Consider the following 26926-nt stretch of genomic DNA (forward strand, 5'->3'; position numbering starts at 1 on the left):
TATTTTAACACAACAAGTCGTTATAAGCAACTTTAAAATTCCTAAAAAAAATAAAAATAAGGATCTTCAAGGCTAAAAGGTACCGCCAGATGTCAGGCAGAAAATCTTCCAATCTTGAAAACCCTTTATTTATCAATGTTTTGAATAGTCCTATTTCTCCACCCTAGACATCAAGGCAACACACTCTACATGGCTTGAGTGGTCAGTATGGATAAAGTTTAATATTTCTCAAAAGCCTCGTATGTGGGAATATATCTATGAACCTTTTAACGGTAGCTTAAAGTTGTCGTTAAAAGGTATTACCTCGACAAACTGAGAGTTGTCAGCTTACAAGCTTACTAGCTAACTTATATACTTGATTTATTTCTTTGCTTTCTAACTTCCAGTTATAAAGTTCCGCTTTCACTAAATTTGGATTTTTTTACTATGCTCATTATCATTCGCTTTGTTTTCATTGTTACCTGTTCATGAAAAATATACTATCCTATCTGCTCCTTAATATTAAAAAAGTTAATTGCTTCTAAATCTTTTCTTTTTTATTTGTATCAGAGCGTAAAAATTCTAGCACGTCCTGATAAATAGTTTCTTTATCTCTTTCATTAAGTATTTCATGTCTCATACCTTTATAAAGCTTGCTTTTAATGTTTTTATATCCAAGACTTTTTAAGAATCCTTCTAAACCCTTAAACTTTTCGTTTCCTTGAATAACAGGATCATCTTCTCCAGCTATTAAAAATATTGGTAAAGCAGTGTTTTTTGGTCTCCAGTCTTTGCCATTGTACGCTGATTTTAATAATTTAAAAAGATTGATAAATGCATTTGTAGTAAATATAAAACCACAAAGCGGATCTGCATCGTATTCCTTGACTGTGTCTGGATTAGCGCAAATCCAATCTAGCTGGCTTTCATATCCCTTGCTATATTGACCGACTGATAAAGAATTTAAAAATTTATTGGGCTTATATTTGCCATAAAAAACACTGCTTATTTTTGCTAAAAATACTGCAAATCCCGTTAATTTATTCTCAGTTGGTGGCCCACATAAAACTATTTTATCAAGCTCGTAATCGTATTTCTTTAAATAATTTCTAGAAACAAGAGTGCCCATGCTATGACTAAATATTGAAATACTTAACGAAGGATATCTTTCTTTTAAGTATTCTGTCACTTGATAAGCATCGTCAACAATAACAGAGCTGTCCTCTGTATAAAAATATCCTAAGTGAGATGAGTCTTTAACGCTAGCTCCGTGACCTCTATGGTCATGAATCGCACAGACATAACCGTTTTGAGCTAAGTAATTCATAAAATCGTAGTATCTTTCTTTATGTTCTGACATTCCATGAACTAACTGAACAATTCCAATAGGATTAGAGCTTGGCTCTATAATAGCAAGTTCGAGCTCCAGTCCATCTCGCTTAGATTTAATTTTTTTAGTAATCATAATTTCACCTACTATCTAATTACAATATAATTATTAATACACTTCGTTTACGCTCGTGACATCAATACTACACTCTCCACATGATGTGTCTGTGGAAACAAATCGACTGGCTGAGCTTTCAGCACTTCATAGCCGCCTTCATGCAGCAGTTTCAAGTCTCGTGCCAAAGTTGCCGGATTACAGCTGACATAGACCATTTTTTCTGGTTTCATCGTTAAGACGGCATCAATAAATTCTTTTGCCAGCCCTTTTCTAGGAGGGTCAACGACCAGCACATCTACTTTTTCATTACGGTCTGTCCATTCGACCATCAAGTCTTCTGCCGCTCCTACTTTGAATGAAACATTAGACACATCATTGACTTGAACGTTTCTGTTGGCATTTTTAATCGCCGTATTAACAATTTCCAGTCCATAAACATGTTTAGCTTTTTTGGCGAGACCTAATGTCAATGTCCCGATACCGCAATAAGCATCAATAACCGTTTCTTCTCCTGTCAGCTCAGCAAAATCAATTGCTGTCTGATAGAGTTTCTGTGTTTGGACTGGATTGACTTGGTAGAAAGACTGATGAGAAATAAAGTACGTATCTCCTAGTAATGTATCATGGTATCCATCTTCTCCAAAAAGAACTTTAAAATCAGATCCCAGGATGACATTTGTCTTGTCAGGATTGATATTCTGGATCAGACTGACTAACTCAGGAAGTTTTTCTTTGATACTTTCGATGATTTCATTTCTTCTTGAAAGGTCACTCGTTCTTGTTACCAGAACAACCATTAATTCACCTGTATAGTAGCCTCTTCTGACCACAATATGACGAATATCCCCTTTATGATTTTCTTCATCGTAAGGTTTGATATGATATCTCTTTAAAATATCTCGAACAGCCACAACGGCTTCATCGATTTTTGGATCTTGAATCACAAAATCCTCAAGCGGAATCAAGTCATGACTATTTTTTCTGAAGAATCCAGTCTGCATTCTGCCATCGATTTTACGAACGGGAATCTGAGCTTTGTTTCTATACCCATAAGGATTTTCCATTCCAATCACATCAGCAATGGGAACTTCGGGCATTTTAGCAATACGGTCAAATACACGAACCACTTGATCTTTCTTAAATTTCAGTTGTGCATCGTAGGATAGATGCTGCAAAGGCATGGTTCCAGTCTGAGCATACACTTTATCCATGACTTCTACACGGTCAGGACTTTGAGTGATGACTTCCGTCAATTTTCCGTATCCGAATTTTTTGCCGACCTTTACAACTTTGAAGGCAACTTCTTCTTCCGGCAAAGCTCCTTCAACAAAGATAGGAAAGTTCTCGATTTTAACGACGCCTAGTCCTTCATGTGTTAAGTCTTCAATGATTCCTGTATAGTCCTTGTTTTTTGATACGGGTGCTGTCCATTTGTTAGATTGTTTTCCCAATAGTATACTCCTTTTTTATCTCTTTCTCGTTGAAAGTTGAAAAGCGTACAGAATCTGCTACCTGTACGCTCTCTACCAAGTCTATTTACTCCTGTTGATTTTGCTCTTCTAGTTTCGAAACTAGCTGAATAAAATCAGTCTCTTTTTCTTCCATAGACGGATCTCTGGTGTCAATGTCCAGTTTCATACCGTCCAAGTCGGCAACCATTTCGATATGCTGACGATAGTTGATAAAGGTCGCAGGTGCATTTCCACCATACTCGCCATCAATATTGATCATCAGTTTTTTATCACCTAAAGTCTCTGCTACCACTTTGCTGGTTTTGGTGTAGACGATACTCGGACTGTTGACATGCTTGCCATCATTCATCAACAGTGTCACCAGTCGCATAATCTCAACCAAATTAGTTGCTTTGACAATAATGAGGGTGAATTTACCATCGCCTAGTGTTTTGTCAGGGGCTATATCTTCAAATCCGCCGACTGAATTGGTCAATGCTACAAAGACCATAGAAGCCTGTCCTTCATAGACGCCATCATCATACTCAATACGAACCGGTACTTTTCCAATTCTTGGAAGCAGCTCTGCGCCTTTAGCAAAATAAGCTAATGAACCAAATAAAGACTTCATATTAGCAGGAACTTCGTAAGATACTTCTGAAAGAAAACCCGCTGCACCAATATTCATAAAATACCGTTCTTCCGTCTCAGTGCTTACCTTTCCAATATCCATGAAGACAGACTGATCCTTACCGATTACTTTGGCTGCATCGACTAGATTGCCTCTTGGGATATGAAGTGCTCTAGCATAATCATTCGTCGTCCCTGCCGGAATGATGGCTACTTTGGGACGAATCTTAGATTCTGCAATTCCATTGATGACCTCATTGATGGTTCCGTCTCCGCCGGCTGCGACGACTAGATCAAATTGATCTGCTGAACATCTTTTAGCTTCTTTTCGAGCACTCAATGGGTCGGTTGTTGTACAATAAGCACTGGTGTCATACCCTGCATCTTCATAAACCTTTAAAATATCAGGTAAAGATTTTTTGATTTGCTCTCTCCCTGAAGTCGGGTTATAAATAACTCTTGCTCTCTTTCTCATATCTTAGAGTTCCCCCTATACACAGTCTCTGCGACTGTATTCTGTTTATCTCTTTTCGATTTCTTCTTTTAATAATTTGTTGACAACACCAGGGTTGGCCTGTCCACGGGTCTGTTTCATAATTTGGCCAACCAGGAAGCCGATTGCGCGGTCACGACCATTTTTGTAATCTTCGATCGACTGTTCATTCTGATCTAATGTTTCATTGATAATTGGACGCAATTTATTTGGATCACTTAATTGTACCCATCCTTTTTCTTCTACTAACGATTCTACGTCATCGCTTCCGTTAGTAATTAATTCACGGAATACTTTTTTGGCAATTTTAGAAGAAATCGTTCCATCTTCAATCAAATTGATCATTTCTGCTAGTGATTTTGGTGTCAATGCTGTATCTTCAAGCGACAGTTTCTCGCTGTTCAAGTAAGCAGAAACTTCTCCCATCAACCAGTTGGAGGCTTGTTTAGGATCAGCATCATGCTGGACTGTTCCATCAAAAAAGTCTGACATTTCTCTTGAAGCTGTTAAAACTTCAGCATCATATTCTGGAATGCCGAATGATTTAACGTAGCGAATACGACGCTCTTTCGGCATTTCCGGCAGTGACTCGCGAACATTTTCTATCCACTCGTCTTCAATAACTAATCGTGGGATATCCGGTTCAGGGAAGTAACGGTAATCACTTGATCCTTCTTTGACACGCATCAGGATTGTTTGTCCAGTGGTCTCATCATAGCGTCTGGTTTCTTGCAGAATCTCTCCGCCAGCTACTAACACTTTTTCTTGACGAACGACTTCATGTGCTAATCCTTTTCGCACATAATTGAAAGAATTCAAGTTTTTCAGTTCAGCTTTTGTTCCAAACGCTTCTTGTCCATATGGGCGTAATGAAACATTAGCATCACAGCGCATAGATCCTTCTTCCATTTTCACATCTGAAACGCCGGTGAATTGAATGATCTGTTTCAGCGCTTCTAAGTATGCGTAAGCTTCTTCAGGAGAACGCATATCTGCTTCTGATACAATCTCGATCAGCGGTGTACCTTGACGATTCAAATCCACATATGAGTATCCATCTGTACCGTGAGTATTTTTTCCAGCATCTTCTTCTAAGTGAACCCGTTCAATTCTGATTTTCTTTTTCTCACCGTTCACTTCGATCTCGATCCATCCATCATGGCCAATCGGCTGATCAAACTGTGAAATCTGATAAGCTTTTGGGTTATCTGGATAGAAATAGTTTTTTCGATCAAACTTAGTATCTTGGGTAATCGTACAGTTCAAAGCAAGCGCTGCTTTCATACCGAATTCAACCGCTCGCTCATTCACAACTGGCAAGACCCCAGGGTACCCCCAGTCGATAACATTCGTATTGCTGTTTGGTTCAGCACCAAAATGCGCAGGAGAGGGAGAAAACATTTTAGAATCTGTTTTCAGTTCTACGTGTACTTCTAAACCGATAATTGTTTCAAAATTCATTGTTATTTTCCTCCCTTGAATAATGGTTTTTGTTTATGAAAATCCGTTACTTGTTCAAATGCATATGCAGCCCGGTAAAGCGTTTGTTCGTCAAAATGTTTCCCAATCAACTGCATTCCAACAGGCATATCATTTGAGAATCCGCAAGGGATTGATACTGCTGGGACACCAGCTAAATTGACAGGAACTGTTAAGATATCTGCCAGATACATTTCCAACGGATCTTCAATTTTTCCGCCTAACTCAAAGGCAGTCGTTGTCGTTGTCGGCGCAACTAGGAAGTCGACTTTTTCGAATGCTTTTTCAAAATCTTGACGAATCAGCGTTCTTGCCTGGGCTGCTTTTTTAAAGTGAGCATCGTAGAAACCGGCACTCAATGAGAATGTACCCAGCATAATTCTTCGTTTGACTTCTAGTCCAAATCCTTCCGAACGTGATTTTACATATAATTCTTCCAGGCTGTTAACCTCTTTTGCGCGGTATCCATAGCGAATACCATCAAATCGCTGCAGGTTGCTGGACGCTTCAGAAGAAGCAATGATGTAATAGGCAGGAATTCCGTATTTAGAGTGCGGCAAGCTGACTTCTACGATTTCCGCTCCAAGCTCTTCATACTTTTTCAGCGCTGCTCTGACAGACTCAACGACGCCCTTTTCTTTTGCCTCTTCATGGAAATATTCTTTTGGTACGCCGATTCGCATTCCTTTGACGCCCTCTTCGATTCCTTGAGTGAAATCAGGGGTCGCTCCTTCGTAAGAGGTAGAATCCCGGCGGTCATGTCCGCTGATGGCATTTAAAACGAGTGCATTATCTTTAACAGTGCGAGTGAAGGGGCCAATTTGATCCAAACTTGACCCGAATGCAATCAATCCATAACGAGATACACGTCCGTAAGTCGGTTTCATTCCTACAATTCCTGTAAAAGCTGCAGGTTCTCTGATTGAACCGCCTGTATCTGAGCCCAGTGAAGCAGGAACTTGTCCAGCTGCAACAGCTGCTGCTGATCCTCCAGAAGATCCTCCGGGAACTTTAGAAAGGTCCCATGGATTACGGGTTATTTTAAAGGCAGAGTTTTCTGTAGATCCGCCCATTGCAAACTCATCCAAGTTAAGTTTCCCAACAGAAATCATTCCAGCTTCCGTTAACTTCTCAACGACTGTGGCATTATAAACGGGTACAAAGTCTTCCAGCATTTTTGATGCAGCTGTTGTCGTAACACCTTTTGTTACGATATTGTCTTTAATTCCGATTGGCAAGCCGCTTAAAATATTTTTGGGATCAATCCCAGCTTCATCCATTGCTCGAGCTTGGCTCAATGCCTCTTCTTTGCTTAATGCTAAAAAAGCACCTATGTTTGCTTCTGTTTCTTCTATTCTTTTATAGACGGCTTCAATCACTTGTAAAGAAGTCAGATCACCGTTCACTAGTTTTTCATGCAGTTCTTCTAATGTATGATCTAATATATTCACTATGCGCCACTCTCCCCGTTGTCCATGATTGCCGGTACCTTAATAAATCCATCTTGCTTTGTCTTTACATTGGCAAAAAGGTCATCTCTTTCAAACTCTTTTTTCGCTTCATCTTTTCTCAGAACACTATGATGAGTTATGCCGTGGTAGGTTCCTTCCACTCCAGTAGTATCCAAATCCTCCAGCTGTTCTACCATTTGAATAATCTGATCCAGTTCTTTTGTGAATCCATGGATAGTTTCTTCTTGAAACTCAAGTTTTGCCAGTTTAGCAACATGCTTGACCGTTTCTTCATTGATCGACATTGTCTCAACCCTTCCTTTATTATTATTCATTAATCAAAAATATGGGTAACAAATTCTGTTTCTTCTGATTCTCTTTCTAAGAAAGATTCAATCCCGTTGAGTGATTCAACTTTAATTTCAATCGGCAGATTCTCTGGGAGATACGTATTCGCAGCCTGGTTCAAATATTGAGTAAAGGCAATAATTTCCCCTTTCCCATAAAACTGCGTCATAATATCGATCTGAAGAGTCACCAGATTGTCTTCAATATAATGTGCGACGCCTGTAACGCCACTCAAGTTCGGGAAAAAATTTTCTACTTCAGATTTGAAATTGGCAAAAGCATTCCCTTCTGCACTTTCCATTCCTTCAATGGGAAAAACTTTTCTATCTTCATTGATGGCTGTCCAGTCTGATACGGTTGACGCACCATTCTCGCTTACTCCTTCAGATATATACGTTCCGCCGGCAAAGTCATCCCTCGTCGACTGCTCGTACAAACCGATCATAATAGGTACTGTCCCTAACCCTTCGATCTCACGCATTCTGGAAACCACTTCATTACCGATCTGCTGTCCTTCTTCAATCAGCTCTTCAGTAGAAATGTCCTGCTGTTGGCCTTCTCCGAAATAATCTACAGAGTTCAACGCCAATCCAACACTGACTCCTGCAAGTTCCATACCATTCTCAGTCTCTACATAGTAGTCTTGCTCTAGTATAGAGCTGAGATAAATGGGCTCTCTCGTCTCGGGATCCGTACTGCCGTTATCTCGTGGATTCAGTCCCAGATTTTCTGCGCCATCTTCAATTTCTTCTTCTGTCAATTCTCGGTCTCTTCTTAACCAGCTGCTGACAAGATTCGCCGGTAAAAACTGCCCTTCTTGGAAGTAGTGATCTTCAGTTGAAAAATAGCGATGAGATATCCGCATTAAATCTTCTTCAAACGTCTTAATGTTCACGTTTGAGTTGAGTACAAGGGTTATTCCCCGGTTCTTGCTCGGAGCATAACTTCCTTCTTCAGTAATCAGCGGTCTATAATAATTGGAGTCGATCTGATTCTCTATAGTAACTGTATCATTGGCCTGTCCTGACTGCGTACCGTTCTCTCCGTTTTGCTCTGCCGTTTCTTCTCCTGTATTTTCTGAGTTCGGCAAACTCTCGCAAGCCGTCAGAAACAGTACTGCACCGGCTAAGCTGGACAGTATCCATTTTTTACGCATGTTTATTGCCTCTCTTTCAAATTCAATCAGGAATCTCTTCTAGTAATTGTTCCTCATTCCAGATCGGTATATCTAGCTCCTGAGCTTTCGTTAGTTTACTTCCGGCATCTGCTCCTGCAATGAGAATATCAGTATTCTTAGAAATACTTCCCGTTACATTGGCGCCCAGTAAAGTTAAAGATTCTTTTAATTCATTTCGTTTAAAATGTTCTAACTTTCCAGTGATCACAACTGTCTTTCCATTGAAAACCGATTCAACAGTCGATCTTTCTTCCGGTTTCACTCCTGTATAGGTTGTGTTGACCCCAAATGATTTTAATTTAGAAATCAACTCATTCGCCGCTTCTAGTTCAAAGAATGCAGCTACGCTCTCTGCGATAATTTCTCCAATTCCTTCGATTGATTGGATATCTTCAAGCTCAGCTGTTTTCAGTGTATCAATGGTTTCATATTTTTCAGCTAACAATCTGGCTGCTTTTGAACCCACATGTTTAATCCCTAAACCGAAAAGCAGGCGTTCAAGGGAGTTGGTTTTTGATGCTTCGATTGATTGCAGAAGATTATCTGCTGATTTATCTGCAATTTTATCCAAGGTCATCAACTGTTCTTTTGTTAATCCGTAGAGATCAGAAACATCCTTGACAAGTTGTCGTTCAAACAACTGAATGACGATTTTTTCTCCCAGTCCATCGATATTCATCGCATTTCTGGATACGAAGTGAATCAGTCTTTCTTTCGCCTGTGCTGGGCACTTAGGATTGACACAGCGCAAGGCCACTTCATCTTCTAAATGCACCAATTCACTGCTGCAGGCCGGACAATGTGTGGGGATCTGACAAGGCTCACTGTTTTCCGGTCTTGCTTCGAAATCAACACGAATAACTTCTGGGATAATATCGCCGGCTTTTCGTACAAAGACGGTGTCATGCAGCCGAATATCTCTTTCCTTGATCAAATCCACATTATGCAGACTTGCTCGTTGAACAGTCGTACCAGCCAATTGTACGGGATTCATTATGGCAGTAGGCGTTACAACACCAGTTCTGCCGACAGACCACTCAATTTCATTAACGACCGTTCTGCTTTCTTCGGCTGGAAATTTGTAAGCAATCGCCCATCTAGGCGCTTTAACGGTATACCCTGCTTGTTCTTGACGATCAAAGTGGTTGACTTTGATGACGATCCCATCAATCTCATACGGAAGATTCGCTCGTTTTTCCTGATATTCTTCTACATAAGACCAAACGTCTTCGATTGACTGAAAGACTGCACGCTCAGGATTTGTCCTCAGACCAAGGTCATTCAATGTGGATAAAGCCTGGCTCTGAGTCTCTATCTCCAATGTTCCATATTGTACCATGGAATATAGAAAAATGTTTAAATTTCTGGAAGCTGTGACCCGAGGATCTAAGTTTCTTAATGTTCCTGCCGCTGCATTGCGGGGATTGGCAAATACGTCTTCTCCTTGTTCCTCTCGATCACTGTTCAGTTTAATAAAAGATGACTTCGGCATATAGATTTCACCGCGTGCTTCGATGGTAACGGGTTGTTTTAACGTCAACGGTACAGCTTTTATTGTGCGTACATTCCCTGTCACGTTCTCACCAACTCTGCCGTCTCCTCTGGTAACAGCCTGCATCAGTCTGCCTTCTTCGTATTTGAGGGAAACCGCCAGTCCATCCATTTTGAGTTCGCACTGATATTCCACTTCCCCGTCAACCAGCTGCCGGACGCGTTGATCAAAGGCTCTTAATCCTTCTAGATCAAACGCATTATCCAAGCTCAGCATTGGAAGATCATGCTCTACTTTTTCAAATCCGGGCAGCAGCGTTCCGCCTACTCGCTGTGTGGGTGAATTTTGCTGAACAAGCGTTGGATAGGCTTCTTCCAGTTTCAAAAGTTCCTGATAGAGTTTATCATACTCACTGTCAGCAATCGTCGGCTGATCTAGTACATAATACTCATAACTGTAACGATCTAATATCGTAATCAGTTCATCTACCCTCTGTTTTGCTTGATTGAATGCTTCGTCCATTGCCATTTCGCTTGCTCCTTCCCAATTTCAGTGATTAAACTTTTTCGATTGGTGCAAAAGTTGCCAGCAGCGGTTTAATACCAATTCCCGGAAAAGCGATATCCAGCTGCAGATCTTGTCCAGTTCCGCTGATTTTAACGACCGTTCCGACGCCCCAAGCTTTATGGTTCGCTTTGTCTCCTACATTCCAGTCCAGTGTTTCTGCGCCACTGTTTCCGGTTGGATGAGCTGTAACGGTTCTGACTTTCTTGTTGGTTTCTGTCCGATCGTTTGAACGATTCCCGAAACCTCTGTTGATTCCATTAGAAAAAGGTCTCAAGCTGTTAGATTCAATGCTTTCAAGCAGCGTTTCATCAATTTCACCGATAAATCTTGACGGCAGATTCGTCTGCGTTTTTCCATAAAGCGTCCGATTCAAAGAGTTGGTAATATACAGCTTGTGCTCAGCTCTTGTAATCCCTACATAAGCTAGTCGTCTTTCTTCTTCTAACTCATTTTCGTCCATCTGTGCTCTGGACAATGGGAATACCCCTTCTTCCATCCCAATTAAAAATACAACCGGAAATTCAAGTCCTTTAGCAGCATGCAGCGTCATAAGCGTCATCTCACTTGTCGGCTCTTCTTCTACTGAATCCAAATCAGACAACAATGCCAAATCTGTCAAGAACGAAATCAGACTTTTATCTTCTTGGGGGTCATCATCAAACTGCTGGGTTACAGATAAGAATTCATTAATATTTTCCACTCTAGCCTCTGACTCTAAAGTACGCTCCTTTTTCAAAGAGGGTAAGTAATCAGACTTCTCTAGAATTTGTTCAGTTAGTTCCGTAACTGTCAAGTACTCAGCCATTTTTCTGAAGTCTTGAATCATTGTCGCAAATGTTTCCAGTTTCCCTGCCGCACGTCCAGAAATATTTGTGATTTGTGCATTGAGAGCTGCTTCATATAAAGACCAGCCCATTTCTTCCGCTGCCAGCAGCAGTTTATCCACTGAACTAGTACCGATTCCTCGTTTAGGAACATTGACAATTCGAGTGAAACTTAAGTTGTCAGCCGGATTGGCAATGAGTGTAAGATAAGCCAGAATATCTTTGATTTCTTTACGGTCATAGAATTTATGTCCGCCGACCATACGATAAGGTATATTGGTTTTGATCAGCGTTTCTTCCATCACCCTTGACTGGGCATTGGTTCGATATAAGACGGCGAAGTCTCCATATTTCCGTTCCGGATGCTGTTCCATTTCTTCTTTGACCTGCTGTACGATATATCTGGATTCTTCGTGTTCATTTCCAGCACGGTAATACACGATTTTAGGTCCTTCATGATTGTCTGTCCACAGACTCTTTTCTTTCCGATTCAAGTTATTGGAAATTACATGATTCGCAGCTTGTAAAATATTCTGGGTGGAACGATAATTCTGCTCTAAGAAAATGACTTTTGCTTCAGGATAATCCTTTTCAAAATTCAAAATATTTTCCATGTCTGCGCCGCGCCAGCCATAAATACTCTGATCGGCGTCTCCAACCACACAAATATTGCGCAGACGGTCTGCCAGCAACTGTACCAGTCTGTATTGTGCATGGTTTGTATCTTGATACTCATCTACATGGATATACTGGAATTTGACTTGGTACGTTTTCAAGACGTCAGGGTGCTCTTCAAATAAACGCACCGTCAGCATGATCAGATCATCAAAGTCAACGGCTTGTGCATTTCTCAGTTCCCGCTGATAATCGTCATAACAGTCCGCTACGATTTTACTGAAGTAATCATTGGCTTGTGCTCGAAAGGCTGCTTCGTTCTGCAGTTTATTTTTTGCATTGCTGATTTCTGCAAGGATTGCTCGTGGATTGTATTTTTTAGGATCAATGTTCTGTCTCTTTAATATACGTTTCATCAGTGTTTGCTGTTCGCCTGGATCACTGATTGTAAACGAACGACTATATCCGATCTGATCGGCTTCTCTACGAAGTATTCTCACACACATCGAGTGAAAAGTAGAGACCCAGACATCACTTCCGCCTTGCTGAACAAGTTTTGAGACCCGTTCTTTCATTTCTGCAGCCGCTTTGTTCGTGAAGGTGATGGCTAGTATATTCCATGGATTTACATTTTGTTCTTCTATCAAGTAAGAAATTCGATGAGTCAATACTCTCGTTTTACCTGAACCTGCTCCTGCCATGATTAAAAGCGGACCTTCTGTGTGAGCCGCCGCTTCTTTTTGTTTGGGATTCATCCCGCTTAATATATCTTTACGCAGTACCAATATTGTCATCCTTTCAGGTAGTCATACATTGTCTTATTATACAGAAAAAGCTGCCTGCTTTCCATAGAACAAACCGCTCAGCTTTGCAATTCTGTTAAACTTCCTTTAACAAAATTCAACCTTGATTTACGCTGCTTTTTTAAGGAGCAAAAAAAAGCCTATTGAGCATCAGTAAAGCAACTCTACAGCAGGGATCACCATGATCTGTAGAATTAGACTACACTGTTCTTCAATAGGCTTTGAGAAACTGGGCTTTGAGATAAAAAGCTTTGATAAATTTGCTAAAATAAATTGAATGAGCTGTTGAACAGATGATTGATTTACAAGCAGCTATTCATTCATACTTTGTATAATATTCAAGAGCAGCTGGTTCAACATAATTCTGATTTCTCTTCGAGCATAAGGATAGTTGGGTACTTCAAGATACTCAAGCAGCTGGTTATAGTGTTTTAACTTAGTCAACCGGCTTTTAGATAGTACGTTTTGGATTTTCCCCTCTTCTGGCAGCATCTCTCTAACTGCACTGAGGATCATGGAACGACTATATCGGTTAGCTTCAAGCTCCAGTAATGCTTCCCAAAACCGCCACTCCTCCTGCTCAAAGTCCATTGCCTCTGCTCTGCTGAACTCATTCATATTTTGCAGCAGCTGCTTTAAAAGATGCAGCTCCAGTTGCTTTTCCGTCTTTTCGAGTTTGAAAAAATAATGGTTCGTCATTAATTCAATAAATTCTACTCTTTCTTGAAAAGCCTTGGAATCAATTTTCAAGGGCAGTATTTTTGCCCCTTTGTATGGTTCTATTTCAATTAGCTGGTCTTCTGCCAATTGAAGAAAAGCATTACGAATCGGCGTTCGGCTCATTTCTAATTGTTTTGCAACATCCTGCTCGCGAATGTGCTTTTGCGGAAGCCATTCTTTACTTACTATTTTTTGTTTGATAAAGCGGTAAGCTTCTTGTTCTCTTTTCTTTGTTTTCGACATTTTCATTCTTCAGTCCCTTACCTTACGACTACTTTATATAAATACTTTAGTCATAAGGTCATCTGCAGTGTTCTTTTGTTCTGTGTTACATTCCGATATCCGACAGCAGCATCAGCAGTTCATTGACATTATCTGTCGGGATTGTTACATGTCCTTTTTCTGTATCTGGATCGGATGGATCACTCTGATAAAATGCAAACTTCCAGTCCTGCTGGATTCGCGCCTGAGTAAAAGCCTGATCTAATTGATCATAGTTGAAAAATCTCATAACGGCTGGTCCTGGATGGGTCACCTTTTCTGGTAGCGGCCATCCACAGACAGCTCTTATGTGTGCATCAAATTGAGACAAGCTTCCCCAGTCAGTCGTGTAGTGATAAGCTTGATGAGGGTGTCCAACCAGTTCGTTTACATAGAGAGAACCTGTCGAAGTTGTAAACAGTTCAAGAGCAATAACACCTTGAAAATCAATGTGCTCAGCTGTATTTCTGGCGATTCTCTTTACTTCTTCGCTGATTTCAGGGTTGATCCGTGCAGGAGCAACCGTTTGAAAGAAACGGTCTTTACGATACATCATTTCCGTTACTGGATAAGTAATGATCTTCCCTGATGCATCTTTTGCAATGGCGATACAAAGTTCCCGTTCAAATGGAATCCATGCTTCCAGAACACTGGCTCCTGAGTCCACCAATTCTTTTGTTTTCACAATGTCTTCTTCTCCATACAAAACAACATGTTCCTTGTACCGTTCATCTGTCCGATTTGCTTTCAGCACACAGGGATAACCAATACTTTGTACGGCTTCTTTTACATCGTCTATCGAAACAATCGTGGCAAATGGTGCAATATTTATACTGATTGACTCTAGAAAAGCTTTTTGAAGCACTCTGTCCTGAGAAATGGAGAGCAGATCCTCTCCTTGCGGTACTGGCAGAGTTCTTTTCATCAGCCTTAAGAAATCTGAATGGAATCCTTCCGTTTCATAGATGACAATATCGCTTTTCATTGCGATATCCTGAAAGGCCTTCTCATTGTTCAGATCCGCTCTTAAATGCCAGTCTGCAATACTGCTGGCTGAACACATTGGATCCGGATCCAATATCCCTACCTTATAACCTGTTTTTTTTGCAGAAAGTGCCAGCAGCCTAGCGACACTTCCGCCTCCAATAATGCCGATGGTTTTTCCAGGTTGAATCCATTCACTCATGATCAAGACTCCCCTTTAATGATTCTAATATACAAACAATTCATTACGCTGATCAAGCTCATAGCTTATGTTCGATTGGCTAACTTGTTTTTCTTGATTCGCTTCGTCCAGAACCCGCCATTGATATAACGCGGCTCATAAGAAATGATAAAAGCTTTTGTTTCGATTTCATGAATCTTAACATATAAGTCTCTTTCATTTGAACGTGGAGTCAGAATCTCTAGTACGTATCGGTCGCCTTCTTTTCCATAAGCTTGAGTAATCGTGACACCGTATCCGTGATTTCTTAATTTCTCTGCAATTTCCCAGCCTCTATCCGGAACAATTGTCGTAACAAGAATATATCCAAGTGCCAGATAATTTTCGATCTTCATTCCGGCAAAAATCCCGACACCGAATCCTAATGCATATACAGCTACGTTGACAACATTATCAAGGTTGTCCAGTACAAGCCCCAGACCTACTACATAGATTGCAATTTCTACCATTGCAATAAAAGGAGCAATTTTTTGATATCCCTTCATGGTCAGCATCATCCGCAATGTATTCAGCGTTACATATACAACATTGATACAAAAAATAGTTACTAACATAGTCCAATCTAATTCCACTAACTTCTCTCTCCTTATTTTCTTTATCTAAAGTTTTACATATGATAAGAGCTGAGACAAGTCATACCTGTCTCAGCTTAAACGGTTATTGTTTATTCCCACTCTTCCAAAGGATCTTCCTTGAAAGTCTTCTCTACTCTCAGGGTCAAAATTCTTGACCCTTCCTGTGAATCAACTCGAATCAGCAAATCTTCCAGTTTCAAGAAAGCTTCATCATCTTTACTCGGTACACTGCCGAATTCTGTAATAAAGTATCCGGCAATTGTATCCACGTCTTCCGACTCAATCGTTGTCCCGAAGAAGTCATTAAATTTTTCGATGGGCGCTGCACCTTCGACAATAAACTCTTGATCGTTTATCTGTTCGATCAACTTGTAACTCTCATCATACTCATCATCGATTTCTCCAACGATCTCTTCTAACAGATCTTCCAATGTAACCAGTCCAACGACTCCGCCATATTCATCGTTCAATATAGCCATTTGATTTTGAGTCCGTTTTAATTGGAAAATCAAATCATCAATATTAATGGTTTCAGGAACGAAAAGTGCTTCATTGCTGATTTCTTTCAGATCAATTTCATATAGCGGCTTTTCTTTCGATGCTTTTAATAAGTTTTTAACATGTACGATCCCAATAATATTGTCTTTGTCCTCATAATAAAGCGGAACTCTAGAATGCGGTGTATTCAGCATTTCATCGATGTTATCCTTATTATCATCTTCATAGTCCAGCATAAAAGAATCTGTACGGGGAACCATTACTTCTCGAGCAATCTTGTTATCCAGCGATAAGACGCCTTTCAACATAGAAAATTCTTCTAAGTCAATGATTTCATGATGGTGGCTTTGTTCCAGGAACATACGAAAGTCATCTCGAGTCATTGTCTCTTCATGGCTGTTGAAATCAAATGGTAATATTCGTTTTAAACCATTTGTAATGGTCCTCAATACCCAAACGATCGGTATAAATATTTTATGGACAAAAAGGGCAAGCCCTACAAGCATCAGAGCAGTCTGATCTGGATTCTGAGCGGCTGCTGCTTTTGGAAGCTGTTCTCCGAACACAAGGACGAAACAAGCGACCAGCAACGTAATGAGAACCATACTTATGGCATCTGCATAGACGAAATCCCCCAGAATAGTTGCAAATTCATCGGTATAGTAGAAAGAAGCAACAGCACTGCTGAGCAAAGCTGTCAGCGTTAAGATGGTTCGAACTGCTATCAGATAATCATCCGATCTCTCCAGCAGTTTCAGCACTTTCTTCGCTCTCTTATTACCTTCTATCGACAATTCGATGATTCTTGTCTGATTCATAGATAAAAGTGCAACTTCAATCGCAGCAAATACCCCATAGACAAGTGTTAAACATACAATGAGTGAAACATGCCCAATTAAGGGCTGGATACTCCCAGGATCAGCATTCATTCTCTTCTTTTTCTCCTTTTTTTCGTAAACTTTTTTAGGTTGTTTTATCAAAATCAAAGCCACTATATCACATATCAGTCTGTGTAACAATAGACTGAGTGTTTTGTGCTTTTTTGTACATTTTTACTTGTTCCGCTTTTACTCTGCTCCTTTTAATTCAGGCAGTATCGGTAAGAAGCGGTCAACGACTTCACCACTTGCTTTCCCTTCCATAAATCCTAAGAAACTAAATGAATCATCTTGTGCATCAAACGCGTAAACAAAACCATTTGTGACAATCTCACCATCCTGATTGATCTCAGCCGTTCCTGTCTTCGCACCGATTGGGAATGGTACAGTAGAGAAAGGATGTGCAGTTCCATTTTCGTCTGCGACTGCATTTACTAAAGCTTCTCTGACGATCTGAGCTGATTCCGCTGTTACTGGAGTCAACTGATTTGGTTCTGTTTCTTCAAGTAAAAGCGTCGGGAAAGTCATGGAGCCTTGATTTACAACAGACGAGTAAAAAGATATCTGATGGATCGGACTCATTAATGTTTCTCCTTGTCCATAAGCTGTATCTGCTAATAAAGCTGTCTGACTGATACTGCCATCGTTAGAGATTTGGGCAGGCTGCATGCTGATTGGCAGATTCATGCTTGCGCCGAATGGAAATTGAGTCAACCCTTCTAAAAAGGTATCAGCGCCCATTTCCAATGCTTCCATTGCAAAGTAAATATTATCAGAATACGTGATTGCCGCTTGCAGATCGACTTCTATGACCGCATCGCTCACTCTTGTAATGTCGTGATTCCCTAAAGAGCCATCTTCTGGCTGCCAGTCCAGACCTTCAATTGTGTGAGTTTCTTCCGGTACAATCGTTCCTGCATCAAGTCCGATCATTGAAGTTAGTATTTTAAATGTAGATCCAGGAGCGTATCTTGAAGAATAACGTGTCAAGAAAGGACTGTCTGGATTATCAGCATAAGCAGCGTACTGTTCAGCAGATATTCCTTGCGTAAATAACTGCGGATCATAAGAAGGAGAGCTTGCTGCCACCAGCAGTTCACCTGATGCAGGATCCATCACAACAGCTGAACCAGGTTCACCATTGAACTGGTCGTAGGCTGCTTGCTGTAAATTCATATCGATCGTCAAACGGATATTCTCACCATTCTGAGCTTCAGACTCTATCAAAACTGTTTTAGTTTCGCCAGCCTCTGATTCGATGTAAATACGTCCTCCTTTGCTGCCGCGCAGTCTGTCATCCAGAGCTGCTTCAAGACCTGTTTTTCCAACTACGTCTCCAGTAATCAGAGTAGGATTAATCTCAATATCTTCAGCAGTAACTTCACCGACATAGCCAGTCAAATGTGCTGCTGCTTCTCCAAGAGGGTACATACGCGCTTCTGTTTGAGTATATCTAACACCTGTCAGTTCAGGTCTATCCCCTTCTTGGACAACTGTTATAGGGACCAGGCTTTCCTCTGTTACCCAAGACTGTTCCAGCAGTGTTTCCAATTCAGAGACTTCTGTTTCAAATGCTTCAGCAATGGCTGCTATGTTTTCTTGTCGTTCATTTCCTTCACCCAGCATGGCCGGGTATAACCCGGCTTGCCACGCACTGCCGTTTCCTGCCAGCATATTGCCGTTGCGATCGTTTATATTACCACGGTCTCCTTCTTCTGAAGCGATTCTGACGGTATCGCCCGCTGCCATATCAGGAAAAATCAGTGATGGTTGCCAATCGACAAACATCTCTTCTTCCGTTTCAGTGAAAGTAGTCTGATATTCCAGATCTTCTAACTTACCCAGTGACGTATCCATTGACAAGGTATACGAAAATTCATACTGATCTGTTTCTTCGTTTAAAGTTAATGTTGACTGAGTTTCCATTAAATTTCCTGCACCGATCGCAGAAAAAATCGTTTGATACCGTTCTCCGATTTCTTCTCGTGTATTCGCAGAATCACTGATTGAGGATTCTGATAATAATGGTACAAAACTCTCCATATCCACTTGTCTTAGTGCTGCTAAGTATTCTTCTGTTAAATCTTCAGCTTGTGCCTGACGTCTTTGGGCTGCTTGACTGGACTGCCAGCTTTGATATCCAAAGTATCCGCCTACAGCAACTGCGATGACCAACACAATGATTAATGGAATCAGCCATACTTTCTTACTTTTATTAGAAGAATGATTAGGTGTTCTTTTCATGTTACCCCCTGCTTTCCAGTAATTGTCTATCCATTATCGTATTATTCTGCTGATTAACTTGCTGACAGCCAAATCCAACCCGCTGCTTTACTGTTCAAAGTTGTCTTTTTCTTTTTCTCTATATTTATCCATTTTTTTACTGAATAACTTCCCATTTGAAGGAGGCGTGTATGTAATAGCATTAGCACCCGCTTCAATCGTTTCTTTTATACTCTCTTCTGTAGGACCGCCCGTTGCAATAATTGGGAGTTTCGGATATTTTTGTCGGATTTCTCTCACTAAATCTGCTGTGTTCCCTGCATTTGAGACATTTAAAATATCTACTCCAGCTGCTAATCGTTCATCGATATCAGTGTATTCCGAAACAATTGTCATAATGATCGGGATATCGACGACTTCATTGATGGCTTCGATCGTATCAACCGGAGTAGGCGCATTAACAACGACCGCAAGGCAGCCGTGCGATTCAGCAAACAGCGCCATATTAGCTGAACGTGGCCCCTGAGTCGTACCGCCTCCCACTCCCGCCATTACTGGAATTGTCGAGACAGAAGTGATAGCTTCAATAATAGCTGGGTGAGGTGTAAAGGGGTATACTGCCATGATCGCATCTGCATTATTGTTCATAATAATGGCAATATCCGTTGTAAACAGAAGCGCTTTGAATCGTTTGCCATTAATATTGATTCCGCTGGCTTCTCTGATCACATCCGGAACAGCAATATAGTCTTTACGCAGATTAGTCTGAACGAGCGGCATCTCTTTTTTCTTTGTCATGTATCTGTACCCTCTTTTATTCTATTTTCTCGATCATATTGATCTAAATCGTATTCTTCAATCAATGAGATGACCTTTTCGGGATACTCAGGATCTGTCGCATAGCCTGCCGTTTTCAATGCCTCTGCTGATGCTTCATATGTCGGCGCTTCGATCACTTCTTGATATAAATTTTCGTCCCATTCTGTCCCATCTCTTAGCAAATCAGCATAATCTTCCATAGATGCTTTCATTGAATCATAGGTTCTGAATTCTGTTTCAATCTCAATCCATTCATTGTTCTCAAATTCTTTAGTCACATATTTTTCTTCATTACCATACCCTTTGATTCCATAATAATTCTGTTCTTCTTGTGCTAACTCGCTTTTCCCCCAGTTTGATTCCAAAATAGCTTGGGCAATTGCTACACTGGGCCGTATGCCATGTGTCGATTCCAGTAAAATGGCATTTTCAGCAGCTTTCTCAATGAATTGCTGCTCATAGCTAATGAATACGCCTTCTGGTCTATCCAGCAATTGCTTTGCCATAAAGGCGATTGAAAACACAAAAAAGATGATTGCGATTAATCCGATTTTCAACATCAGCATAAGCGGATGCTGCTTGCGGTTACGCTTTTTTCTCTTTTTTTTCGGCACGCCGATCTTCTCCTTAGGTCAACCGTTAATAGGCTACTCTTGAGTACTTGTTTCTCTTTCTTTTAACAATTCAATATATTGTTCTAAAACCAAGCCTTGTTCAACTATATACTGAGCATTTTCTTTTCCGACATATCTGAAATGCCAGGATTCGTAATTAATGCCTGTCAGATCGCTTGTTCCTTCAGGATAACGCAATATAAATCCGTAGTCAGCCATTGTTTCCTCCAGCCAATGCTGGGAAGGTTGTGTGTCATACTCCGGAATCAGTCCTTTCCCAGAAGCGATCCACTCCTGATCTACAATATCGACGGCTAACCCTGTATGATGTTCACTGCTTCTGGGAACAGCTATATACTCTTCCGTTTTCTCAATTGCTTCAGCCTCTGAGTATCCTTCTTTCATATAATTATTTACACTGCGGTCATAGTTGTTCTGCTGTCTTTCTACAGAGCGGTATCCTGATGCAAAGTAGAGCTGATATCCTGCTTCTTTTGCAGCTGCGACCCAGTTCTGAAAGGGTTCAACAATTCGTTCATCTATTTCTTTTTGCGGCTCTACTTCTACTAGATTTGTTTCATATCCTTCAGGTAATGGATTCTCTCTATTGACAAGAATCAGATTCCAGTCTGTCGAGCTTGCATCTTCAGGCAATGCTTCTATCAGTGCTGCATGCTTTTGTTCTTCTGCTGATAAAGGTTCTTCTTGATTCGACGATTCAGTTGTTCCAGACTCTGACTGTCCTGATTCATTTGCATTCGTTGCTGTTTCTGTCTGTCCAGTAGATTGCTCATTGGATTGTTCTGGCTCAGTTGCTTTGTTTTGTTCTTGAGCACACCCCGTCAGAAGCAGTAAGCTTGCTGGTATTATGGTCCATTTATTTTTCATACTAAAAATCTCCTATTGTCTCTCTAACTGCACTTATTTTACCATAACGCAACGGCTTATAACAAAGTCCTCATGAATATCTAAACTTTTTTAAACGGTTTCGCCATTTTTTTGATATAATAAAAGTAATGCCTCTTTCTATCGGAAATTTGTCAATTGGTAGGGAAGGAACACTTTAAAAAAACAGTATAAATTAGAAAGAAGGAGTAAAGATGAAGAAAATCAAGTGGGGTATTATTGGATTAGGCGGCATCGCTCATGACTTCGCTGCTGCTTTTCAGTCAGAACAAGCAGAGCTGGTCGCAGTTGGGTCAAGAACACTTCAGAAAGCACAAGAGTTTGCAGATCAGTATCAAGTACCGAAAGCTTACGGTCATTATGAAGCGCTTTGTTTCGATCCGGATATTGATATCGTATACTTAGCTACACCGAATAGTCATCATGCGGAAAATATCAAAATGGTGCTGAATGCCGGCAAGCACGTTCTCTGCGAAAAAGCTATAACGATGAACGCTGATCAATTGAATGAAGTACTGGAACTGGCAAAAGAAAAGAATCTGATCGTTGCAGAAGCGATGACGATTTACCATATGCCGCTTTATCAACAACTGAAAGCCCGCATTGAGTCTGGAGAATTTGGAGCGCTGAAAATGGTCAATGCTATGTTCGGAAGTCTGAAAGATACAGATCCGTCTATGCGCTTTTTCAATAAAGAGCTGGGTGGCGGTGCGTTGCTGGACATTGGTGTCTACGCTTTAAGCTTTGTCCGCTATTTCTTAAGCAGCCAGCCGACAACGCTTCAGACATTGGCTCAGCTTTATGAAACGGGCGTTGATGAAATGAGTACCATACAAATGAAAAACGAGCAGAATGAATTATCAACTGTCTCTCTATCCTTTAGAGGAAAAATGCCGAAACAAGGCGTCATTGTCTGCGAGAATGCCTACATCACTGCACTAAACTATCCAAGAGCAGACAAAGCCGTCATCACTTATCCGGACGGCACAACCGAAGTCGTTGAAGCGGGTGACTCCGGATCAGCACTGGCATATGAAGTCGAAGCTTTATCAGAAACTCTTTTGAATCAAGAAAATCAATCCTATATCGAACTGACAAAAGACGTAACCGACTTAATGGACCAAGCTGCAAAGGCTTGGGGAATGGATCTGACAGATAAATAAACTCAAAAACCGTTCAATCGCTGTTAAACGATTGAACGGTTTTCCTTTATATCAAGTACCTTTTATTCCTGCGCTTTCAAGGCTTCGATCATATCAATATACTTCAGTTTGAAGTGCATGAGGATCATCACAACTCCCGAAAATAAGAACGTCAGCAGGCCTGAATAGAGGTAGCTGGTCAGGTTGATATGACGGCTGAATCTCATCATATCGATTTCGGCTGTCTGCAGGACGAACCGGTGCATGATAATGCCCAGCACTAGACCGAACAGAATCCCCATCAAAGTCAGTACAATGTTTTCTCTATAGACATACATCGTTACTTCTTTGTCATAGAATCCGAGCACTTTGATCGTAGACAGCTCGCGTTCTCTTTCGGAAACATTGATATTCGTTAGATTGTATAAAACAATGAACGCCAATGCAGCAGCCGATACAATGATCACGATCGTTACTACATCTAGACTGCCTAAAGATTCCTGCATTGCATTGTAAATTGTTGATACATAAATGACACCTAAAACAGCATCCTCTTCTATCAAACGCTGACCGATCGACTCATCTTCTACTGTATCGGTATCATATTTCAACAGTTGTATATTATATTCTGGTGCTTCGCCAGCAGCTATTTCATAGGCAGAAGGAGAAAGATACACATAGTGTTCGAAATAGTGCTCAACGATGCCTTTCACTTCCACATCATAATCGGCTTGTTCTTCTCCATTGATCTGGATAGAATCTCCCACTGATACATTAAAGAGATCCGCCAGCTTTTGAGTGATAACGGCTCCTTCTTCAGGAAGATCATACACCTTCTCTGACTGCTGATAATCTTTTAAGACTACAAAGTCTTCCATAACATCAGGAGACTGGGGTACAAATACATTTACATCCTGAGTGTTATCTCCAACTTGTGCTGTATGGACATTTTGTTCTACTGCCAGGCGTTGATCGATTTCATCAAGACTGTTCAAGGTTTCTTCGTAAGTGTCTTGATCGCTCTCTGCAGCATTAGGATCTTCTGAAACGATGGCTTGATACTGGTTGATTTCTCCATACTGGATATCCCCAATATTAGAGATGGAATCTGATAGTCCGAACCCTGTCAGCAATAAAGCCGTACATCCGGCTACGCCAATGATTGTCATCAGCATTCTTCCCTTATACCGGAACAAGTTTCGAGAAGATACTTTCTGTGTAAAACTGAATCGATTCCATAAAAATGGAATTCGTTCCAGTAAAATTCGTTTTCCTTTTTTCGGTGCTTTTGGACGCAGCAGATCTGAGGCGTTGCTCTGCAAAGAGAGCCTTACAGAAATCAGCGTTGCAGCTCCTGTCGCTAATAACGCTCCGATGATAGAAATGACGGCAAAACTCCAATAGAACTGCACACCAATTCCCGGCAGATTATACAGCGAACTATAAGCTTCGATAATGACTGAAGGGAAGATCCAGTAACCGATACCCAGTCCAATCACTGCACCAAAAATGGTTGCCAAGAAGGCATACACGAAATACTTCATCGAAATATCACGATTGGTATATCCTAATGCTTTTAAAGTCCCGATTTGATTCCGTCCTTCATCCACCATTCTGGTCATCGTTGTCAAAGAAATCAAAGCAGCCAGCAAGAAGAAAAAGACTGGGAAAATCTGTGCAATAGAACTGATTCGTTCAGCATTTTCACCATATTCTTCGTATCCTGCAAAGCTGGAACGGTCATTAACTAAATACTCCGGAGCTTCTAGGCTATCCAGATCTTCTTGAGCTTGTTCCAACTCTTCTCGCGCATCGGCTATTTCGGCTTCTGCTTCAGCCTCTTCTTGCTCAAATTCTGCTAACCCTTCTTCATATTCCTCTTCTCCATCTTCCAGTTCTGCTCGAGCAGCCGCTAATTCTTCTCGACCTTGTGCCAACTCACTTTCGAGTTCTGCTTCAGCTTCAGTTAACTGCTCTGCTCCAGCTTGGATCTCTGCTTCTTGCGCTTCAAGTTCAGCCAGCCCTGCGTCAACTTCTCTCTGGGACTGTTCCAGCTCTGCTTGAGCATTTGCAAGTTCTTGCTGGCCTTGAGAAATTTGTACTTCTGCCTGATTCAGTTCTTCTGCTTGTGCTTGCAGCTGTGCTCGCTGATTTGCGAGCGACTCTTGTGCCGCAGCTAATTGTGCTTCCGGCAATGATCCAGCATTTGCTTCTAACCGCTGTGCTTCTGCTTCAAGTGCTTGTCTCGCTTGTTCCAACTGCTGTCTTCCAGAAGAAATTTGTTGTTCAGCTTCAGCAAAACGCGCTTCTGCGGCTTCTCGTTCAGCCGCTAACTGTTCTCTTCCAGAATTGATCTGTGCTTGTGCTGCTTCCAACTCTTCTCTGGCTGTTTCCAGCTGTGCTCTTCCTTGCGCTAACGTTTGTCTTTGTGATTCAAGTTCAGTTCTGGCATTTGCTTCCTGCTGTTCAAGTTCAGCGACACCTTCTTCATACTCTGCCCATCCTTCATCCAGCTCCGCTCGGGCTGCTTCAAGATCTGCACGTGCTTGTTCAAGTTCTTGTTCGCCCGCTTCAATGTCGGCGTAGCCCTCATCGATTTCTTGTTGACCTTCCGCTTTCAACGTTTCCAGTCTTTCCTGCGGCCGATCTTCCAGAAGGGATTCTACCTCCTGTGTTTTCCTTTCAATCAGCTGATCGTACGCACTAGTGTATGCTTCAATCGGTACTGATTCATTAAATCTCAAGAACGTTTCCGTATGGTAATCCAGATCAAAATCTTCCTCTAAAATAACTGAAAATCCATCCAATGTCCCTGAACCGATGGGCGTATTCCCGCGGCTGTCGCTTTCGACATATAAGGGACTTATGACAAAACCGACCACTTCGTACTCTAACGTTTTAAAGTTTTCATCGTAAGAGATCTCAGAGCCAGATTCGATCTGAACCGTATCGCCGATCTGAAAGTTGTTCTGATAAACATTAGTCGTATCTAAAGCTATTTCACCTGAATTCTCAGGCAGTCTGCCTTCCGTTACGATATACTGGTTCAATGCTTGTTCCTTTTGAGGATCTAGTCCATAAATCTTGGATGTGACCCCTGACTCATGCAGTACTACATCCGTAGAATATAAAGATTCTACTGTTGCACCTTCAACAGTATTCAACACTGCCAGATCTTTATCGTTCAATCCTAATGTAGACTGAACTTGCAGATCCATCAACTGATGATTATGGTAGTAGTCGTCAGCTGTCTGCACCATAACCGGTCCGGTGGCACTGATCCCGGCAAAAAATGCTACTCCAAGCAAAATAATTGCAAATATTGAAAGGAAACGAGTTTTGGTTTGTATAATTTCTCTGACGGTATCTTTCCATAATGCCTTCTTTTTCAATAGGATTCCTCTTTTTTATGATTCTTTTATCTTTTCAGCAAGTATTGTTGATACGTTCTACCATTCAATCTCTTGAATCGGTGTGGGCTGTTCATTTATTTTTACACTTCTGACTTTAGCGTTATTGATATCGATCACCCGATCAGCCATTAAAGCAATAGATCGATTATGCGTGATCACAACAACGGTGGCCCCGTACTGCTCTTTAGACTGATTCAATATTTCCAGCACTCGTTTTCCAGTCTCGAAATCAAGCGCTCCTGTTGGTTCATCGCATAAAAGCAGCTTCGGCTGTTTTGCTAGTGCCCGGGCAATGGCCACTCGCTGCTGTTCACCCCCTGAAAGCTGAGCAGGAAAATTATCCATACGGTGTTCCAATCCTACGCTTTTCAATACTTCAGCAGCATCCAATGCATCCGGAGAAATTTCAGCCGCCAGTTCTACATTTTCTTTAGCAGTCAAATTAGGGATCAGATTATAATTCTGAAAAACAAACCCTACATCCTCGCGACGATATTTGGTCAGTTGTTTTCCGTTGAATCCAACGAGATTTGTACCATCAATGATGACTTCTCCTTCATCCGCGGAGTCCATACCGCCTAGGATATTCAGTACAGTCGTTTTACCTGCCCCGCTGGGACCAACAATTACAGCAAACTCTTGTTGTTCGATGTCAAAGGTTATACCATTATTGGCTACAACGATCGTTTCTCCCGAACGGTAGCGTTTATATTCGTCTTTTACGCTGATATATGCAGTCATACTCTTTATTCCTTTCTTCCTCTATCTAGTTTTATAGTAGCACAGGCTCTGACAACTATATACCCACTAAGTATTTCATCACACTTTTTTCATATTTGTTCCAGATCTTAAAGCGGCAAAAGAGCCCCGGAAGACACGTTCTACCTCCAGGACTC

General features: G+C 41.1%; 20 protein-coding genes and 1 pseudogene. 1 reads left to right on the forward strand and 20 read right to left on the reverse strand.

Annotation, left to right across the window (positions count from 1 at the left end; genetic code table 11):
- Positions 1-322 precede the first annotated feature (322 nt).
- The 18 genes and pseudogenes from B6F02_RS11200 to B6F02_RS00385 form a co-directional block, all read right to left on the reverse strand.
- Positions 323-421, reverse strand: a pseudogene (locus tag B6F02_RS11200) (phosphomethylpyrimidine kinase); the annotation flags it as partial.
- A gap of 99 nt (positions 422-520) precedes the next feature.
- Entirely contained in the window at positions 521-1444 is a 924-nt protein-coding gene (locus B6F02_RS00305) for an alpha/beta fold hydrolase (protein WP_080145414.1), read from the reverse strand.
- A gap of 47 nt (positions 1445-1491) precedes the next feature.
- A complete protein-coding gene (gene rlmD / locus B6F02_RS00310; RefSeq protein WP_080145415.1) occupies positions 1492-2877 on the reverse strand; it encodes a 23S rRNA (uracil(1939)-C(5))-methyltransferase RlmD in 1386 nt (461 codons plus the stop codon).
- A gap of 85 nt (positions 2878-2962) precedes the next feature.
- On the reverse strand, positions 2963-3982 hold the full coding sequence (locus tag B6F02_RS00315) for a diacylglycerol kinase (protein WP_080145416.1): 1020 nt from the start codon (positions 3980-3982) through the stop codon (positions 2963-2965).
- 45 nt (positions 3983-4027) lie between these two features.
- On the reverse strand, positions 4028-5461 hold the full coding sequence (gene gatB / locus B6F02_RS00320; RefSeq protein ID WP_080145417.1) for an Asp-tRNA(Asn)/Glu-tRNA(Gln) amidotransferase subunit GatB: 1434 nt from the start codon (positions 5459-5461) through the stop codon (positions 4028-4030).
- A 2-nt stretch (positions 5462-5463) separates the two neighbouring features.
- Positions 5464-6930, reverse strand: a complete 1467-nt coding sequence (gene gatA / locus B6F02_RS00325; protein ID WP_080145418.1) for an Asp-tRNA(Asn)/Glu-tRNA(Gln) amidotransferase subunit GatA — start codon at positions 6928-6930, stop codon at positions 5464-5466.
- Positions 6930-7235 carry an Asp-tRNA(Asn)/Glu-tRNA(Gln) amidotransferase subunit GatC gene (gatC, locus tag B6F02_RS00330; protein ID WP_080145419.1) on the reverse strand — a complete coding sequence of 102 codons (306 nt, stop codon included), beginning with the start codon at positions 7233-7235 and terminating at the stop codon, positions 6930-6932. The genes gatA and gatC overlap by 1 nt, the downstream gene beginning before the upstream one ends.
- A 29-nt stretch (positions 7236-7264) precedes the next feature.
- Complete coding sequence (locus tag B6F02_RS00335; protein WP_080145420.1) at positions 7265-8434, reverse strand: CamS family sex pheromone protein; 1170 nt, start codon at positions 8432-8434, stop codon at positions 7265-7267.
- A gap of 22 nt (positions 8435-8456) precedes the next feature.
- Positions 8457-10469 carry an NAD-dependent DNA ligase LigA gene (gene ligA / locus B6F02_RS00340; RefSeq protein ID WP_372924825.1) on the reverse strand — a complete coding sequence of 671 codons (2013 nt, stop codon included), beginning with the start codon at positions 10467-10469 and terminating at the stop codon, positions 8457-8459.
- Positions 10470-10503: 34 nt separating this feature from the next.
- Entirely contained in the window at positions 10504-12738 is a 2235-nt protein-coding gene (pcrA, locus tag B6F02_RS00345) for a DNA helicase PcrA (protein WP_143745151.1), read from the reverse strand.
- Between the two features lie 330 nt (positions 12739-13068).
- The gene (locus tag B6F02_RS00350; RefSeq protein WP_080145423.1) at positions 13069-13725 is read right to left on the reverse strand and encodes a GntR family transcriptional regulator; all 657 of its coding nucleotides are present in this window, start codon (positions 13723-13725) and stop codon (positions 13069-13071) included.
- 79 nt (positions 13726-13804) lie between these two features.
- Complete coding sequence (locus tag B6F02_RS00355; RefSeq protein ID WP_080145424.1) at positions 13805-14923, reverse strand: 5-(carboxyamino)imidazole ribonucleotide synthase; 1119 nt, start codon at positions 14921-14923, stop codon at positions 13805-13807.
- Positions 14924-14988: 65 nt separating this feature from the next.
- The gene (locus B6F02_RS00360) at positions 14989-15516 is read right to left on the reverse strand and encodes a DUF2179 domain-containing protein (RefSeq protein WP_080145691.1); all 528 of its coding nucleotides are present in this window, start codon (positions 15514-15516) and stop codon (positions 14989-14991) included.
- A gap of 110 nt (positions 15517-15626) precedes the next feature.
- A complete protein-coding gene (locus tag B6F02_RS00365; RefSeq protein ID WP_080145425.1) occupies positions 15627-16964 on the reverse strand; it encodes a hemolysin family protein in 1338 nt (445 codons plus the stop codon).
- A 138-nt stretch (positions 16965-17102) separates the two neighbouring features.
- Positions 17103-19157, reverse strand: a complete 2055-nt coding sequence (pbp4, locus tag B6F02_RS00370; protein ID WP_080145426.1) for a penicillin-binding protein PBP4(5) — start codon at positions 19155-19157, stop codon at positions 17103-17105.
- An 87-nt stretch (positions 19158-19244) separates the two neighbouring features.
- The gene (locus tag B6F02_RS00375) at positions 19245-19934 is read right to left on the reverse strand and encodes a hydrolase (protein ID WP_080145427.1); all 690 of its coding nucleotides are present in this window, start codon (positions 19932-19934) and stop codon (positions 19245-19247) included.
- The gene (locus B6F02_RS00380) at positions 19931-20569 is read right to left on the reverse strand and encodes a glycoside hydrolase family 73 protein (RefSeq protein WP_080145428.1); all 639 of its coding nucleotides are present in this window, start codon (positions 20567-20569) and stop codon (positions 19931-19933) included. The genes B6F02_RS00375 and B6F02_RS00380 overlap by 4 nt, the downstream gene beginning before the upstream one ends.
- A 33-nt stretch (positions 20570-20602) precedes the next feature.
- Positions 20603-21457, reverse strand: coding sequence for a M15 family metallopeptidase (locus B6F02_RS00385; RefSeq protein ID WP_080145429.1), 855 nt, complete (start codon positions 21455-21457; stop codon positions 20603-20605).
- Positions 21458-21669: 212 nt separating this feature from the next.
- Here B6F02_RS00385 and B6F02_RS00390 point away from each other — a divergent pair, with 212 nt between their 5' ends.
- Entirely contained in the window at positions 21670-22638 is a 969-nt protein-coding gene (locus B6F02_RS00390; RefSeq protein WP_080145430.1) for a Gfo/Idh/MocA family protein, read from the forward strand.
- Between the two features lie 62 nt (positions 22639-22700).
- On the opposite strand, the gene B6F02_RS00395 is transcribed toward B6F02_RS00390, so the two are convergent.
- A complete protein-coding gene (locus tag B6F02_RS00395) occupies positions 22701-26009 on the reverse strand; it encodes an FtsX-like permease family protein (protein WP_080145431.1) in 3309 nt (1102 codons plus the stop codon).
- Between the two features lie 57 nt (positions 26010-26066).
- Positions 26067-26771, reverse strand: coding sequence for an ABC transporter ATP-binding protein (locus B6F02_RS00400; RefSeq protein WP_080145432.1), 705 nt, complete (start codon positions 26769-26771; stop codon positions 26067-26069).
- Positions 26772-26926: the final 155 nt, after the last annotated feature.

Origin of the sequence: Marinilactibacillus piezotolerans, from assembly GCF_900169305.1 — a bacterium.
GTDB classification, from domain to species: Bacteria; Bacillota; Bacilli; order Lactobacillales; family Carnobacteriaceae_A; genus Marinilactibacillus; species Marinilactibacillus piezotolerans_A.